This window comes from Vibrio sp. B4-6 (assembly GCF_963888245.1).
Lineage (GTDB): Bacteria > Pseudomonadota > Gammaproteobacteria > Enterobacterales > Vibrionaceae > Vibrio > Vibrio anguillarum.
The window spans coordinates 111,691-129,661 of sequence record NZ_CAWPIM010000011.1 but is presented as its reverse complement, the minus strand read 5'-3'; the positions used below and the strand labels follow the sequence as shown (position 1 = coordinate 129,661).

Annotated in this window: 10 protein-coding genes; 9 read left to right on the top strand and 1 reads right to left on the bottom strand. The window is 47.9% G+C overall.

The annotated features are described in order from the left end of the window. Positions 1-84 precede the first annotated feature (84 nt). Entirely contained in the window at positions 85-1,020 is a 936-nt protein-coding gene (locus AACV20_RS03490; RefSeq protein ID WP_170906891.1) for a TIGR01212 family radical SAM protein, read from the bottom strand. Between the two features lie 538 nt (positions 1,021-1,558). Here AACV20_RS03490 and gltB (AACV20_RS03485) point away from each other — a divergent pair. The 9 genes from gltB (AACV20_RS03485) to AACV20_RS03445 all read left to right on the top strand — a co-directional run bounded on the left by gltB (AACV20_RS03485) (position 1,559) and on the right by AACV20_RS03445 (position 17,887). After that, entirely contained in the window at positions 1,559-6,106 is a 4,548-nt protein-coding gene (gene gltB / locus AACV20_RS03485; RefSeq protein WP_170906890.1) for a glutamate synthase large subunit, read from the top strand. Next, positions 6,107-7,576: a glutamate synthase subunit beta gene (locus AACV20_RS03480; RefSeq protein WP_170906889.1), complete on the top strand. Its 1,470-nt coding sequence runs from the start codon at positions 6,107-6,109 to the stop codon at positions 7,574-7,576. A 412-nt stretch (positions 7,577-7,988) separates the two neighbouring features. Next, positions 7,989-12,452 carry a glutamate synthase large subunit gene (gene gltB, locus AACV20_RS03475; RefSeq protein ID WP_170906888.1) on the top strand — a complete coding sequence of 1,488 codons (4,464 nt, stop codon included), beginning with the start codon at positions 7,989-7,991 and terminating at the stop codon, positions 12,450-12,452. A gap of 18 nt (positions 12,453-12,470) precedes the next feature. Then, on the top strand, positions 12,471-13,883 hold the full coding sequence (locus tag AACV20_RS03470) for an FAD-dependent oxidoreductase (RefSeq protein ID WP_026027954.1): 1,413 nt from the start codon (positions 12,471-12,473) through the stop codon (positions 13,881-13,883). Positions 13,884-14,023: 140 nt separating this feature from the next. After that, on the top strand, positions 14,024-14,449 hold the full coding sequence (locus AACV20_RS03465; RefSeq protein WP_081244961.1) for a DUF1499 domain-containing protein: 426 nt from the start codon (positions 14,024-14,026) through the stop codon (positions 14,447-14,449). A gap of 241 nt (positions 14,450-14,690) precedes the next feature. Continuing rightward, positions 14,691-15,392 (top strand): 5'-methylthioadenosine/S-adenosylhomocysteine nucleosidase, encoded by a 702-nt coding sequence (gene mtnN / locus AACV20_RS03460; protein WP_170906887.1) that lies wholly within the window; start codon positions 14,691-14,693, stop codon positions 15,390-15,392. A gap of 21 nt (positions 15,393-15,413) precedes the next feature. Continuing rightward, positions 15,414-16,367 (top strand): cobalamin biosynthesis family protein, encoded by a 954-nt coding sequence (locus AACV20_RS03455; RefSeq protein WP_170898872.1) that lies wholly within the window; start codon positions 15,414-15,416, stop codon positions 16,365-16,367. Beyond that, positions 16,368-17,192 (top strand): vitamin B12 ABC transporter substrate-binding protein BtuF, encoded by an 825-nt coding sequence (gene btuF, locus AACV20_RS03450; RefSeq protein WP_017046527.1) that lies wholly within the window; start codon positions 16,368-16,370, stop codon positions 17,190-17,192. It abuts the gene before it with no gap. Between the two features lie 74 nt (positions 17,193-17,266). Continuing rightward, positions 17,267-17,887 carry a TRIC cation channel family protein gene (locus AACV20_RS03445; protein WP_013856095.1) on the top strand — a complete coding sequence of 207 codons (621 nt, stop codon included), beginning with the start codon at positions 17,267-17,269 and terminating at the stop codon, positions 17,885-17,887. The last annotated feature ends 84 nt before the right edge of the window (positions 17,888-17,971 follow it).

Genomic DNA, 17,971 nt, shown 5'->3' with positions numbered 1-17,971 from the left:
AATAACAGTGCCACTAGTCTAACGCGTTTAACGTCGATTCGTCAGCCAAGTTAATCACAAGGATTTGCGAAATTGCTTGAATCTTTAGCTGTTTGGAAGCGTATAGACAAACGCTCGACTTAAGCGTGAGCCTTGCGCGCCACCTTGATTAAGTGCTCGGCCTATTTCGGTCATCGCAAGCCAACGATTTTCACACCACAGTGGCGCAAGCAGTGTCGGCCGCCGGGCGGCTGACGAGACTCGGTGATAAATGATCTCAGGCGGCGTCATTTGAATCAATTCACTCGCAATGGAAACATACTCTTCTAACGTTGGCGCTTGTAATTTTCCTGCTCGCCACGCTTTGGCCATCGTACTGCCTTCAACAATATGCAACCCATGTAACTTGATACCATCAGTGCCTACCGCTAAGACTTGCTTTAAGGTTTGAAGATTATCGGTACGCGTTTCTTTAGGTAGCCCCACAATGAGATGCGTGCATACTTTGATCCCCAAGGCTCGAGCGCGCTCAGTGATCAACGCATAACATTCAAAATCATGACCACGGTTGATCCGTTTGAGCGTTTGATTATTGGCGGTTTGCAAACCCAGTTCGAGCCAAATTTCAAAACCTTGTCGCACATAATCGGCCAATAAATCGAGCACAGCATCGGGTACACAATCAGGCCGAGTGCCAACGCATAACCCAACAATGTCAGCCGATTGAAGCGCTTGCTGATACATATTTTTCAACACCTGCACTTCCGCATAGGTACTGGTATAAGCTTGAAAATACGCGAGATATTTTTTGGCACGTTTGATTTCACCAGCGCGTTCTGTCAATTGCTGCTCAAGACTTTGGGCTTGTGTTTCTTCATCAGCAAAAGAAGCGACATTACAGAAGGTGCAACCACCTCGCCCAATCGTGCCATCTCGATTCGGACAGCTAAAACCACCATGCAGGGTCAGCTTGTGAACTTTTTCGCCATAACGGCGCTGCAGATCTTGGCCGATCGTGTTAACCAGTTGATGTAATTGCATTGAAGAAATACCGCTTATAGATAGTAATGAATCTCAGTTAGATTTATGTAACTAAATTACATCCCTGCAAAATAAATTCACAAAGAGTAGCCGTATCAAACACTCTCCAACCTAACAAAAATCAATAAACATTCATAAAAACAGCGTTATTTGCTTAATGTTGCACTAATGTTAAACGGTACATGCATTTTTAACGAAAAAAATGGGCGACTAAAATGAGTTTTCGTTGGAATTCCTATAAACAAAATTGTAGGATACTTACACATCCGCCCTATTTTTTGTGATATTCCTTACATAAATAGTTGTGGAAAAATCGGTGATATTCGCACCCCTCCTATACAAACCACTAGCAAGTGGCATAAATAAATTGAATATCACTAAGGAATGTTTTTCTCGCCATATTTTTCCGGCGAGAGACGGAAAGGATTCGAACCCGCCAACACAGGCAGGTTTAGATTGATAACAATTAAAGGACAAGTCGCATCGCTAAGTATGCCTTAGCACACGTGCGTCTAAATTGAACTGGAAGGATGTATCTATGGTAGATAGAGAGCAGGATTCACGAGGTCTATATACTCCTGAATTGGAGCATGACGCTTGTGGTATCGGTTTTGTTGCCCACCTGAAAAACCGTAAGTCTCACCAAGTAGTGACTCAAGCTTTAGACATGCTTGCTCGTATGGAACACCGTGGTGGCCAAGGCTGTGACCCATGTTCTGGTGATGGCGCAGGTATCTTATTACAAAAACCCCATGAGTTTTTACTTGAAGAGACCGTTAAACTTGGCTTGAAACTGCCTTCGTTTGAAAAGTACGGCGTCGGCGTGGTGCTGTTTCCAAGAGATGAGCACAAACGCGCCCAGTGTCGTGATATTTTAGAACGCAACGCCAAGAGACTCGATTTAGAAGTACTGGGTTATCGCGTTTTGCCAACCGATAACTCCATGATTGGCGCAGACCCACTTAGCACTGAGCCTCAATTTGAGCACGTTTTCATCTCCGGTGGCCCAAGTACCACCCCCGCAGAATTAGAGCGTAAATTGTACGTTCTGCGTAATTACACCGTTCGAGTCTGCTTAGAAAGTGTATCCAACATTGGTGATGATTTTTACATCAACTCCATGTCTTACAAAACCTTGGTGTATAAAGGTCAGCTCACCACAGAACAAGTACCACAGTACTTCCTTGATCTACAAAATCCGACCATGGTGACCGCGCTGGCGCTGGTGCATTCTCGTTTTTCGACCAATACATTCCCTAAATGGCGCTTAGCTCAGCCTTTCCGTTACATTGCGCACAACGGCGAAATCAACACAGTTCGCGGCAATTTAAACTGGATGAAAGCGCGCGAAGCGATCCTCGAATCAGATTTGTTTACACAAGCTGAAATCGACATGCTGCTGCCAATTTGCCAAGAAGGCAGTTCAGATTCCGCCAACTTCGATATGGCATTAGAGTTACTGGTTCTGTCTGGCCGCAGCCTGCCACACGCCCTGATGATGATGATCCCTGAAGCGTGGCAAGAAAATAAAAATATGGATCCAACCCGCCGCGCATTTTACCTATACCATGCTAACGTCATGGAACCGTGGGATGGCCCAGCATCAGTATGTTTTACTGATGGTGTACAAGTTGGCGCAACACTGGACCGTAACGGCCTGCGCCCATCACGTTATACCGTGACTAAAGATGATTTTCTGATCATGGCTTCAGAATCTGGCGTGGTTGAAATTGCACCAGAGAACGTGGAATACCGCGGCCGTTTACAGCCCGGACGTATCTTTGTCGCTGATTTAGAGCAAGGACGCATCATTTCTGATGAGGAAGTGAAAGACAGCATTGCGAATGCTCAGCCCTACGCCAAATGGGTTGAAGAGAACCTCCTCAGCTTGAAAAAACTGCCTGAAGCGAGCAACCAGTACAGTCAACCTGCTCCTGAGCGTCTAATGTCCCGCCAACAGTCGTTTGGCGTCAGCTCAGAAGAGGTGAATGAAATCATTCTTCCTTTGGCAAAAACCGGTTATGAACCGCTTTCGGCCATGGGGGCAGACTGGCCTCTGGCAGTGCTTTCGCATCAATCACAGCATCTCTCCAACTACTTTAAGCAACTGTTTGCTCAGGTCACCAACCCACCGATCGACCCGATCCGTGAAAGAATGGTGATGTCGCTCAATACTTACCTCGGTAAAGATCAGAACTTACTGACAGAGACGCCCCTGCACTGCTTAAAAGTCGAATTGGAATCTCCTGTTCTTTCCAACTCTGAGCTTGAGAAACTGCGCGCTATTGATAACGAACATCTGCAAGCGAAAACCTTAGATATCGTATTTCAAGCCAGTGAAGATCAAGGCAAATTGGAACGCGCGCTGAAACGCATTTGCCAATATGCAGAAGATGCGGTTATCGATGGTTACTCGATTATTTTATTGACCGACCGCGCGGTAAACTCAAACCATGCGGCAATCCCTGCAATGCTCGCTGTCGGTGCGGTTCATCACCACCTGATCCGTAAAGGCTTACGAGCTAAATGTGACATAGTGGTAGAAACCGGCGACGCGCGTGAAACACACCACTTTGCGACATTGATTGGCTATGGCGCAAATGCGGTTAACCCGTATTTAGTCATTGAAACCATTATCGATTTACAACGAGTTAAAAAACTCGACCCGACCATTGCAGCGAAAGATCTGTTTGACAATTACCGCAAAGGCATCAACGGCGGGCTACTGAAGATCTTCTCCAAAATGGGCATTTCCACACTGCAGTCTTACCACGGTGCGCAAATTTTTGAAGCGTTGGGCATCAGCAAATCAGTGGTAGATAAGTACTTTACTGGCACTGTATCGCGCATCCAAGGTTTGACCATTGATGACATCGCAAAAGAGGTGTTAGTTCGCCATCGCGTGGGCTACCCGACTCGCGAAGTTCCAGTGCAAGTGTTGGATGTGGGCGGCGTTTATCAGTGGAAACAGCGTGGCGAAAAACACCTGTTTAACCCAGAGACGATTTCGTTGCTGCAACAATCAACACGCAACAAAGATTATGTGCAGTTCAAGCAATACGCGAAGGCGGTAGATGACCAAGGCGACAACGCTGCCACGCTGCGTAGCCAGCTTGATTTTGTTAAAAATCCAGCCGGTTCGATTCCCATTGAGGAAGTGGAACCGATTGAACGTATTTTAAAACGCTTCGCAACCGGTGCCATGTCGTTTGGTTCAATCTCCTACGAAGCGCACTCAACGTTAGCCGTGGCGATGAACCGTATTGGCGCGAAATCCAACTCGGGTGAAGGCGGTGAAGATCCAGCACGCTTTGAACGCAAAGAAAATGGCGATTGGGAACGCTCTGCAATTAAACAGGTCGCTTCTGGTCGTTTTGGCGTGACCTCCTACTACCTCACCAATGCCGATGAACTACAGATCAAAATGGCTCAAGGCGCGAAACCAGGTGAAGGTGGGCAACTGCCGGGTGATAAAGTCGATGATTGGATCGGCGCGACACGCCACTCGACTCCGGGAGTCGGTCTTATTTCACCACCACCACATCACGATATCTATTCGATCGAAGATTTGGCGCAACTGATCTTTGATTTGAAAAACGCGAACCGTACAGGCCGCGTCAACGTGAAATTAGTTTCCGAAGCCGGGGTTGGTACTATCGCCTCCGGTGTGGCTAAAGCCAAAGCGGATGTGGTATTAATTGCTGGCTATGATGGCGGCACGGGTGCATCACCTATGTCTTCGATTCGTCACACAGGTTTACCTTGGGAGCTCGGCCTTGCTGAAACGCACCAAACCTTGCTTAAAAATGGCCTGCGTAATCGCATTGTGGTGCAAAGTGACGGTCAGATGAAAACACCACGTGACCTTGCAATGGCGACATTGTTAGGCGCGGAAGAGTGGGGAATTGCCACAGCTGCGCTAGTGGTTGAAGGGTGTATCATGATGCGTAAGTGTCATAAAAACACCTGCCCAGTAGGGATTGCGACACAAAACAAAACCTTGCGTGAGCGCTTTGATGGCCGCGTAGACGATGTCGTCACCTTCTTCCAATACATGGCGCAAGGCTTACGTGAAATCATGGCTGAACTGGGTTTCCGTACTATCGATGAAATGGTTGGCCAATCGCATAAACTGAAAGTGCGTGACAACATCAACCACTGGAAATACAAAAACCTCGATTTGTCACCAGTGTTGTACATTCAAGAGCCTCGTGCAGAAGATGGTGTTTATTGCCAAACCAAGCAAAATCATCATCTAGAAAACGTGCTAGATCGTCAGCTAATTCAAGTAGCCAACCCCGCGCTTGAGAAAGGCGAAGCGGTTAACGCAGTCTTCCCTATCGTCAACACTGACCGTAGCACGGGTACTATGCTGTCGAACGAAATATCGAAGGTATATAAAGACCAAGGTCTACCTCAGCCAATGAAAGTTAAATTCAACGGCTCCGCAGGACAATCATTCGGGGCATTCCTTGCTAAAGGGGTGACGTTTGAAGTGGAAGGTGATGCCAACGATTATTGGGGCAAAGGCTTATCTGGCGGTACGTTAGTGCTCTACCCTGACACGCGCTCAACCATCATTGCGCAAGATAATATCGTGGTGGGTAACGTCTGTTTCTATGGCGCAACTTCTGGTGAATCCTATATTCGCGGCCTTGCTGGAGAACGTTTCTGCGTGCGTAACTCAGGAGCTAAAGTGGTCGTAGAAGGTATCGGCGATCACGGCTGTGAATACATGACAGGTGGGGTCGCTGTGATCCTCGGTTCGACAGGACGTAACTTTGCGGCGGGTATGAGCGGCGGTGTAGCCTACGTGTGGGATCGAAATGGAGACTTCGAAACTAAGCTTAACGCTGAATTGGTTGATCTTGATCCACTGCAACAAGAAGATACCGATCTGCTACGTGAGATGCTCAACAAGCATGTTCAGTTCACAGGAAGTGAAGTGGCTCAGTTATTCCTTGATAATTTTGAAGCAAACCTTACCCAAATGGTAAAAGTGATGCCGCGTGACTACAAAGCGGTTCTTCAAAAACGCAAGGCTGCAGCTGCGCAAGTACAAACGGAAGAAGTGGAGGCCGTATAAATGGGTAAGCCTACTGGATTTTTAGAACATGGCCGCGAGCTGCCAAAAAAGCTCGCTCCAACGGTTCGCATTCAAAACAACCAAGAGTTTGTCCTCAACGAAGAGTTTGGTAGCAAAATTAATACTCAAGCGTCTCGTTGCATGGACTGCGGAGTACCGTTTTGCCATAACGGTTGCCCTATCGGTAACATTATTCCTGAATTTAACGATGCCGTTTATCGTGATAGTTGGGAAGAAGCTTGGAAGATCTTAAGCTCAACCAATAACTTCCCCGAGTTTACTGGTCGCGTGTGCCCTGCACCTTGCGAAAGTTCGTGCGTACTCGGGATCAACCAAGATCCCATTACCATCTGTAATATCGAAAAAACCATCGTAGAAACGGCTTATCGCGAAGGCTATGCCAAAGCGAAAAAGCCGCGTTCTCGTACTGGAAAAACCATCGCTATCATTGGCTCTGGCCCGGCGGGTTTGGCCGCAGCTGAGCAGCTGAACAGCGCGGGTCACTCAGTTACTGTGTTTGAACGTGATGAAAAAGTCGGCGGCCTGCTGCGTTTTGGCATTCCGGATTTCAAACTGGGTATGGACGTTATTGATCGCAAAATCAATTTGATGGCAGAAGCGGGCGTCAAGTTTGAAGTAAACGCACATATCGGTGTTGATATCAACGCACAGCAACTGCGCCAAGAGTTTGATGTCATCTTGCTTACTGGTGGCTCTACCGTGCCTCGTAACCTGCCGATTCCGGGGCGCGAGTTAAAAGGGGTTCATTTTGCGATGGAGTTTCTGGCACAAAATAACCGCCGCGCGAATAACATGGATCTTAAAACTGACGAGATCCACGCTAAGGGCAAACATGTGGTGGTGATTGGTGGTGGTGATACTGGTTCTGACTGTGTCGGAACCTCAAACCGACACGGCGCCGCAAGCATCACGCAAGTTGAAATCATGCCGATCCCAGCCAATAAACGCCCAGCCAATATGCCTTGGCCGCAATATCCAATGATTTTGCGCACCTCAACCTCCCACGAAGAGGGCTGCGAACGTCATTGGAATATTCTAACCAAAGAGTTCCTCGGCAACGAGCAAGGTCAAGTCACGGGGCTACGTGTTGCTGATATCGTTTGGCAAGATGCAAAACCGGGTGAGCGCCCGAACTTTGATGAAGTCGCGGGCAGTGAACGTATTATTGCGTGTGATATGGCTTTCCTTGCTATGGGCTTTTTACATCCAGAACCACATGGTGTACTTGCTCAGCTTGATATCAAGTTAGATGAGCGTGGTAATGTGGCAACACAAGGTTTTGCGACCAACCAAAAAGGTGTTTTCGCTGCAGGTGATATGCGTACAGGACAATCGTTAGTCGTACGTTGTATCAATGAAGGGCGCGAGTGCGCACGCGAGATCGACGCTTACTTGATGGGCAACACCAACTTAGAAGCGAAAGCCGACTCATTGATGCTTTCAGCCTAGTGCCTCGCGCTCTTTTTGCTGGTTCAAGGTGATCCCGAGCGCTAAGCAGCGATGATTCCTTCCAACGTTCTACTTTTTGGCCAGCATTTAATGCTGGCCTTTTTTATGGCTAATTCTTATTCCATGAGATTACCCACGTTAACAAACTGTAACAACAAAAATTCTATCTCATTGAATATATTATATTAATCCAGATGATTAGGTGGTAAATCCCATTGCAACATGATTTTTCACCAACAACTTGACCTTTTGCACCATAAGCTATAGGTTGTGAAGTCAGTGAAAATTAAAATAATCATTTTTGTTAAAATTTAAATCTAGAATGAACGCATAATTACCCACTTAAAACAACAAAAGTAGAATAGTTAGTCATTTACTGTCTGGATGACAGAGAAGCAAAGGGAGAATTGCAATGGCTCTATATGATCCAAGTTTAGAGAAAGACAACTGTGGATTTGGTTTGATCGCCCACATGGAAGGCCAAACCAGCCATAAATTAGTCAGAACCGCGATTTCAGCATTAGATCGCATGACCCACCGTGGCGGCATCGCAGCCGATGGTAAAACCGGTGATGGCTGTGGTCTATTACTACAAAAACCAGATAGTTACCTACGGCTCATCGCTGAAGAAAAAGGCTGGAAGCTCGCCAAACAGTATGCGATTGGTATGATTTTCTTCAGCCAAGATCCGGTCAAAGCGCAATCAGCGCGCGATATTATCAACAAAGAACTGGCGCAAGAAACACTCACAGTGACAGGTTGGCGAACCGTACCAACGAACCAAGCTGTACTTGGCCCTATTGCTGCCGAATCCGTGCCTGATATTCAACAAGTCTTTATTAGTGCTCCAGCGGGTTGGCGTGAACGAGACATTGAACGACGCCTTTACATTGCTCGCCGTCGCATTGAAAAACAGATCACCGAAGATCGTGATTTCTATATTTGCTCACTATCGACTCAAGTCATTGTTTACAAAGGCTTGTGCATGCCTGCAGACCTACCGCGCTTTTATCTTGACCTAGCTGATCTACGGATGGAATCAGCCATTTGCTTGTTCCACCAGCGCTTTTCAACCAATACTCAGCCACGTTGGCCACTGGCACAGCCGTTCCGCTACTTAGCGCACAATGGTGAAATCAATACTATCGAAGGGAACCGTCAATGGGCGCGAGCACGGGCTTACAAATTTGCCTCTCCCCTACTACCGGATCTGCAAACCGCCGCGCCATTTGTCAATGAAACAGGTTCCGATTCATCAAGCTTAGACAACATGCTCGATCTGTTTTTAGCGGGGGGAATGGATATTTTCCGTGCCATGCGTATGTTAGTGCCGCCGGCGTGGCAAAATCACCCTGATATGGACCCAGACCTTCGTGCCTTTTACGACTTTAACTCAAAACACATGGAGCCATGGGATGGCCCAGCTGGCATTGTGTTATCGGATGGCCGTTATGCTGCTTGTAACCTTGATCGCAATGGCCTTCGCCCTGCGCGTTATGTGATCACCAAAGATAAACTCATCACCCTCGCCTCTGAAGTCGGAATTTGGGATTACGCGCCCGATGAAGTGGCTGAAAAAGGCCGCGTTGGGCCCGGTGAACTGCTGGTGATCGACACCCGCCACGGGAAATTGTGGCAATCTAGTGAAATTGATAACGATCTCAAAAGCCGCCACCCTTATGGCGAGTGGATGAAAAATAACGTCCACCGATTAACGCCATTTTCTGAACTCAGTGACGATTTGGTGGGCGAGCGCAGCTTTGACAATGACGAGCTGAAAACCTATCAAAAACAGTTTGCAATGAGCAACGAAGAGATTGATCAAGTACTGCGCGTACTGGGAGATGTAGGCCAAGAAGCGGTGGGATCAATGGGTGATGATACGCCGATGGCAGTGCTCTCTTCGAAAGAGCGCTTGGTTACCGATTATTTCCGCCAAAAATTTGCCCAAGTTACGAACCCGCCTATCGATCCACTACGTGAAAAGCACGTGATGTCACTGGCAACCAGCATCGGCCAAGAGATGAACGTGTTCTGTGAAACCGATGGTCACGCTTATCGTGTTACCTTTGATTCACCTATCTTGCTCTATTCCGACATGCAACAGCTATTGGAGCTCAGCGACAAACACTATCGCAATACCATTTTAGACATCAATTACGATCCACAGCATAAGGATCTCAAGCAAGCTTTGCTCGAACTTTGCCAACAAGCAGAGGAGGCTGTACGCCAAGGATCGGTATTGATCGTACTATCTGACCGCGCTTTGCATAAGGATAAACTGCCGATCCCAGCGGCAATGGCCGTGGGCGCAGTACACACTCGCTTAGTCGAAGCCAATTTACGCTGCGATGCAAACATCATTATCGAAACCGCCACCGCACGTGACCCTCATCAATTTGCAGTCTTAATCGGCTTTGGCGCAACAGCCGTCTACCCTTACTTGGCCTACGAAACGCTCGGCAAAATGATTGATGATGGCACGTTGGAAAAAAGCTATCGCGAGGTGATGCAAAACTACCGGTACGGTATCGACAAAGGTTTATTGAAAATCATGTCGAAAATGGGCATTTCAACCGTTGCCTCTTATCGCTGCTCGCAGCTGTTTGAAGCGGTTGGCCTACATAGCGACGTAGTTCAGTTGTGTTTTAAAGGCGTCACCACGCGCATTCAAGGTGCTAACTTCGAAGACTTCCAACAAGATCTATTTAATTTAGCGCGCAAAGCGTGGACCAAACGTAAAACGCTCGAACAAGGTGGCTTATTAAAATACGTGCATGGTGGTGAATACCATGCCTATAACCCAGATGTGGTTGGTACCTTACAAGCCGCAGTTAAATCAGGTGAAAGCGCCGATTACCAAAGCTTTGCCCAGCAGGTCAACGCACGCCCCGTCGCGATGCTACGCGATTTACTGCGCTTAAAAAAATCAGCGACACCGCTACCACTGGAAAAAATTGAACCCAGTACGGAGCTATTTAAACGTTTTGATTCTGCGGCGATGTCGATTGGCGCCTTAAGCCCAGAAGCTCATGAAGCGTTAGCGACCGCAATGAACCGCTTAGGTGGCTACTCCAACTCTGGTGAAGGTGGAGAAGATCCACGCCGTTTTGGCACTGAACGTAACTCCCGTATTAAGCAGGTCGCATCAGGGCGTTTTGGCGTGACTCCGCATTACCTCACCAATGCTGACGTACTGCAAATTAAAGTGGCGCAAGGAGCGAAGCCGGGTGAAGGTGGCCAACTTCCCGGCCATAAAGTGACCGCAGAAATTGCCAAGTTGCGCTACTCAGTGCAAGGCGTGACCTTAATTTCGCCACCGCCGCACCACGATATTTATTCGATTGAAGATTTAGCCCAGCTGATTTTCGATCTCAAACAAGTTAACCCAAAAGCTTTGGTTTCGGTCAAATTAGTTTCAGAGCCGGGCGTTGGCACCATTGCCACTGGCGTTGCCAAAGCCTACGCCGATCTTATCACTATTTCTGGTTATGACGGCGGTACAGCGGCTAGCCCGCTCACCTCGGTAAAATACGCTGGTAGCCCTTGGGAACTCGGCCTTGCTGAAACCCAACAAGCGTTAGTCGCAAACGGCCTGCGCCACAAAATTCGACTTCAAGTTGACGGTGGTCTAAAAACAGGACTGGACGTGATTAAAGGCGCGATTTTAGGTGCCGAAAGCTTCGGTTTTGGCACAGCTCCTATGGTCGCGATGGGCTGTAAATTCTTACGGATTTGCCACCTTAATAACTGTGCGACGGGCGTAGCAACGCAAGATGAAACGCTGCGTAAAGAGTATTTCAAAGGCTTACCTGAGATGGTGATGAACTATTTCATCGGTCTTGCCGACGAAGTCCGTGGTTACTTGGCGCAGTTGGGCGTTGAAAAGCTCACCGATCTGATTGGCCGCACCGATTTACTAGAAGTACTTGAAGGGATGACCGCTAAGCAAAGCAAATTGGACTTATCCGGTTTATTGGAAGCGCCAGTATCGGCTCAGGGTCATCCGCTTTACTGGACTCAACCCAATACACCGTTTGATAAAGGACAACTTAACCAACAATTTGTCGATGACGCTTTAGCGGCAGTTGAAGCACAACAATCGATCTGCTTGTATTACAACGTACAAAATACTGATCGCTCGCTCGGTGCTCGCCTATCTGGTGAAATCGCCAAACGTTATGGTAACCAAGGCGTGGCCGCCTCGCCGATTAAAATTTATCTCGATGGCACAGCAGGTCAGTCATTTGGTGTATGGAACGCAGGTGGTGTTGAGCTTTACCTTACTGGCGATGCCAATGACTATGTTGGTAAAGGGATGGCAGGCGGAAAGCTGGTCATCAAACCCCACCTTGGTACCGCTTTTAACTGCAACGACGCTACGATCATCGGCAACACCTGTTTATATGGCGCAACGGGCGGCAAGCTGTTTGCGGCAGGCAAAGCGGGAGAGCGTTTTGGTGTGCGTAACTCTGGCACTATCACAGTTATCGAAGGCGCTGGTGATAACGCTTGCGAATACATGACCGGCGGAATCGTCGCCATTTTGGGTGCAACAGGCGTTAACTTTGGCGCGGGTATGACGGGCGGCTTTGCTTACGTGATGGATGAAAACGGTGATTTCCAAGGTCGAGTCAATAGTGAATCAGTAGAGGCTATTTCATTGCAAGATCTCTACATTCACCAAGAACATTTACGTGGTTTAATTGCCGAGCATTTGGAAGAGACGGGGTCGGTGCATGCTGAACAGATCTTAGCGAACTTTGATGAATGGATTCCAAAGTTCTATCTCATCAAACCCCAAGCGGCGGATCTGCAAACCCTACTCGGCCATCAAAGCCGCAGTGCCGCCGAACTTCGCGTTCAAGCGCAATAATTGGAAGGAGCCAGATTAATGAGCCAGAACGTATACCAATTTATTGATGTGAATCGAGTTGATCCGGCAAAAAAGCCGCTCACTATTCGCAAAATCGAGTTCGTCGAAATCTACGAACCCTTTACCAAACAGCAAGCGACCGCTCAAGCGGATCGCTGCTTAGATTGCGGCAACCCTTACTGCGAATGGAAATGCCCAGTACACAACTACATTCCGCAATGGCTAAAACTGGCCAACGAAGGGCGCATTATTGAAGCCGCTGAACTATCGCACCAAACCAACAGCTTGCCCGAAGTGTGTGGGCGAGTCTGCCCACAAGATCGCCTCTGTGAAGGCTCTTGTACCCTAAACAATGACTTTGGTGCGGTCACCATAGGTAACATCGAAAAATACATTAACGACAAAGCGTTTGAGATGGGCTGGAAACCAGACATGTCACACGTGGAGTGGACGGATAAGAAAGTGGCGATCATTGGTGCAGGCCCAGCTGGCCTAGCCGCAGCCGATATTTTAGTGCGCAACGGAGTAAAGCCCGTGGTGTTTGATCGCTATCCTGAAATTGGTGGTTTGCTAACCTTTGGTATTCCCTCTTTCAAACTTGAAAAAGGCGTAATGGAAAACCGCCGCCGCATTTTCAGTGAGATGGGCGTCGAATTTCAGCTCAACATCGAAGTAGGTAAAGACATCACACTTCAGACGCTGCTTAATGAATATGATGCCGTTTTTCTCGGTGTCGGGACTTACCAAAACATGCGCGCAGGGCTAGAAAATGAAGAAGCAAACGGTGTTTACGATGCTCTACCCTTCTTAGTGTCAAATACTTATAAAGTGATGGGTTTGGAATCACCCCAACCATTTATTGATATGGCGGGCAAAAAAGTCGTGGTACTTGGAGGCGGAGACACTGCGATGGATTGCGTGCGTACTTCCATTCGCCAACATGCCGCCAAAGTGATTTGTGCCTACCGACGCGATGAAGAGAACATGCCGGGTTCACGCCGAGAAGTGAAAAATGCCAAAGAAGAAGGCGTAGAATTTATGTTCAACCTGCAACCGCTCGCCATTGAGGTCAATGAACAAGGCCAAGTGAGTGGCGTTAAAGTGGTGCAAACCGCTTTAGGGGAGCCTGACGCCGCTGGGCGTCGCAAGCCCGAGCCCGTTGCGGGTAGCGAACATGTGTTGGCAGCCGATGCCGTTATTATGGCGTTTGGTTTTCAGCCACATGCCATGCCATGGCTTGAGCCATTCGGTGTTGAACTTGATCAATGGGGACGCATTAAGGCCGCGTCGCAGCAATCGTTCCAGTACCAAACCAGTAATGAAAAAATTTTTGCTGGTGGGGATGCCGTACGCGGCTCCGATCTGGTCGTCACGGCCATTGACGAAGGGCGCAAAGCCGCAGAAGGAATACTTGACTACTTAGGTCTTTAAGCCTTAACTGCTTAATATCCTTGAAGGATTCATGGTAACGTGAATCCTTTTTTCTTAGGCCATTTTCCTTCAGCCATCGACACTGCAGCTCGTTTGTATTTTGGCGATTGGTAATGAGGATTCATTTGATAAGGACTATCATGCGCGTAGTACTAAGTTTACTGATGTTTGCCACACTAACCGCTTGCAGCCAAGGAGTGACAACTATGACCGATCGCACTGCGACCCCTTGCGGAAATAAACCGAATTGCGTTTCGACTCAAGATGAGCGTAACGCGTTCTCGCTCTCTCCCTTTATCCTCAAAACAGGCGTCTCTTTAGATAAAATTGAAGCGGTTGCGCTTTCTATTCCTCGCTCTAAAACGGCGGTGAAAGAGGACAATTATCTCCGCATTGAATGCACCAGTCGTATTTGGCGATTTGTGGATGATCTTGAACTTAAGATAGAGAACGGGCGTTTAATCGTACGATCTGAATCGCGCATTGGTTATTCAGATATGGGCGTCAATCGTAAGCGAGCAGAAACACTGCGAGAAAACCTCACCAAAGCAGGCTTGATTGAATAGTTGCTCAGTATCGCACTGGCGGAAAGTTTCGTGCTAAACTTCGGCCAATTTTGCTATACCCAAACAACTTGGAGTTGCAGGTAGGCGGCAAGTGAGTGAGTCCCCATGAGCGTAGGCAAACTATGTGATTGGGGTGAACGAACGTAGCCAAACACCACTGCGGCTTCAAGTAGGAAGGGGATATTCACCAGATATTTACTATTAACCGAATATTTACTACTAACCGAATAAGAGAAACCTCATGAAAATCGGCATTATTGGCGCGATGGAGCAAGAAGTCGCGATATTAAAAAACGCAATCGACAATGTTCAACAAGTCAGCAAAGCGGGCTGCACCTATTTTTCAGGTCAAATCCATGGGGTGGATGTGGTGCTGCTACAATCTGGCATTGGTAAAGTCGCTGCAGCCATTGGCACCACTATTTTACTTAATGAATACCAACCAGATGTAGTGATTAACACCGGTTCTGCAGGTGGTTTTGATTCAAGCTTAACCATGGGTGATGTAGTCATTTCAAGCGAAGTTCGTCACCATGATGCCGATGTAACAGCATTTGGCTATGAAATGGGGCAAATGGCAGGTCAACCAGCCGCTTTCAAAGCGGATGATGCATTGATCCGCGTTGCAGAACAAGCACTCACACACATCAAAGATAAGCACGCGGTACGCGGCCTGATTTGTACCGGGGATGCTTTCGTTTGTACCGCTGAGCGTCAAAGCTTTATTCGCCAACACTTCCCAACCGTGATTGCGGTTGAGATGGAAGCTTCAGCAATTGCACAAACTTGCCACCAATTCAAAGTGCCTTTTGTGGTCGTTCGCGCCATTTCAGATGTAGCCGATAAAGCGTCGCCGATGTCCTTTGATGAATTTTTACCGCTTGCCGCACAAAGCTCATCAGAAATGGTGATTAAGATGGTCGAACTGCTTAAGACTGCTTAAGTAAGCAGTGACAGACTCAACATGGACGAGTTAATCACCTACTTGTATGCCAACGGTACGCTCCTCGTGATGTGGGGAGCGGTTGCCTTTCATCTTATTTTACCCATCCCGCGTAACGCTCATCCCGTCACTTTGTGGCGAAAATTTGCGGAAATATTAGCGGATAAAGTCAATACCAGTAGCAGTTATTCACAAAGCCTACTTTCCGGCACACTGGCTTGGCTATTGATGTGCCTACCCGCATGGGTCACCTTAGTCGCGTTAAAACCTTTGGTATGGCAACCTCAACTATTTGATTTAGCGCTACTATTACTCGCATTTGATTGGCGTAGCCAAGAATTATTAGCCAATCAGCTTATCGGCGCACTCAGCAAAGAAGACAAAAAATACGCTCGCAGCGTGCTTGCCCCTTTTGTGAATCGTGAAACCGATAGCTTGTCAGCGCTGGGGTTAGGTAAGGCGGGGGCTGAAACCGTCATTGTTGGCTATGGGCGCAACGTGATTGCAGTGCTATTTTGGTACGCCTGTCTTGGCGGTATTGGCGCGTTGATGTACCGTCTCATCGCTGAACTCGCCAGAGCTTGGGCGCCTTCGCGAGCGGCGTTTCATCCTTTTGGTATTCCATCGGTACGCTTGCTGGCTGTGCTTGACTTTGTGCCACTGCGCCTATTTAGCCTATTGATTATCATTGGTCGCAACGCATCAAACACCTTCTCAGCCATGTTACAACAAAGCCGCTTATGGCCACTCCCGGGGCCTGCATGGCTGTTAACCGCCGTCGGCAATAAACTATCACTGGCCTTAGGTGGCCCAGCTATCTACGGTGATAAAAAAGCCCTGCGCGTAAAAATAGGCGGACGTATCGCCCCATCAGCCTTCCACCTTGCGCAAATCCAAAAACTGTTAGCTTGGCGTATTTTCGCGTGGATAGCATTAGAGAGCGCGATACTGCTGCTCGTCCATCAAGGATTTTAGATGCGTTTACTGTTTCTCAATATTGTCGTCACGCTGTGCGTAGCTTTTCCAGTTCAAGCGCAAGTTAAACGCATCATTAGCTTAGCCCCTCATGCCACGGAATTGGCCTTTTCGGCTGGCCTTGGTGATAAATTGGTGGCCGTCAGCGAGTACAGTGACTACCCAGCACAAGCACTCAAACTCGAAAAAGTGGCCAATTACCAAGGGTTGAATATAGAGCGCATTCTTACCCTAAAACCGGATTTAGTGATTGCTTGGCCTGCGGGCAATCCGGCGAAGGAGCTCGATAAATTAGAGCAGTTAGGGCTGAGGATTTATACGACAAAAACTCAAAAACTCGATGACATTGCCAATAATATTGAAGCACTTAGCCAATTTGCCGATGATCCGAGTATCGGCCAGCAAGCGGCGCGTGATTTTCGTCAATCACTCATCACTCTGAAACAGAGTTATGGCAGCCAAAGTAAAGTTCGTTATTTCTATCAACTCAGTGAAAAACCGATCATCACACTGGCCAAAGGCAGTTGGCCCAGTGAGGTCTTTGAATTTTGTGGCGGCGAAAATATTTTTGCCAACAGCGCATCCCCCTACCCTCAAGTTGGGATTGAGCAAGTGCTGCTGGCTAAACCTGATGTAATTTTCACCTCTGAACATGCGATAAAAAATGGCACGATGTGGCAAAAGTGGCAACAGCAACTACCCGCTGTACAAAACGGGTTTGTGTGGGCACTGACCTCAGATTGGTTAAATCGACCAACGCCCAGAACACTGCAAGCGATAGAAGAAGTGTGTGAGTACTTTTCCGTCGTTCGCCAAAAACGCTAACGCTTGCGTAATAAAATCTCGTACAATTCCTGCCCGAATTTTGTTCCATTAACGACTAAAGAGAACCCAGTAACATGGACTCCATGCTGCTCTATCTTATTGACTTATTTGGTACGGCTATCTTTGCCATTTCTGGCGTATTATTAGCTGGTCGATTAAAAATGGACCCGTTTGGCGTGGTCGTGCTTGCGAGCGTTACTGCAATTGGCGGTGGAACAATTCGTGATATGGCATTGGGTGCGACGCCAGTTTTCTGGATAAAAGACACCACTTATCTTTGGGTCATTTTCATCACTTGTTTACTCACCATGCTGCTGGTTCGCAGGCCTAAACGCGTTGCTTGGTGGATCTTACCCGTTTGTGATGCAATCGGTTTAGCCGTGTTTGTTGGCATTGGTGTTGAAAAGGCGATGAACTATCAAGACTCGGCCATGGTTGCGGTAATCATGGGCGTTATCACGGGCTGTGGCGGCGGTATTATTCGTGATGTACTGGCCCGTGAGATTCCAATGGTGCTACGCAGCGAAGTCTATGCTACAGCTTGTATCATCGGCGGTCTGTTTCATACCACAGCACTAGCGATGGGCTACGATAGCTCAAGCGCCTTTCTGGCCGGAGTCGCCTCAACCTTAATCATTCGACTTGGAGCGATCCGCTGGCACTTATCACTGCCCACTTTTGCACTGAATAAATAAAGCCGATTTCATCAAAACCACAAACAGTAACATGTACAGACGCTATGGGTTATGGTCGCTTTGCGATAAGATGAGCTAATCTAT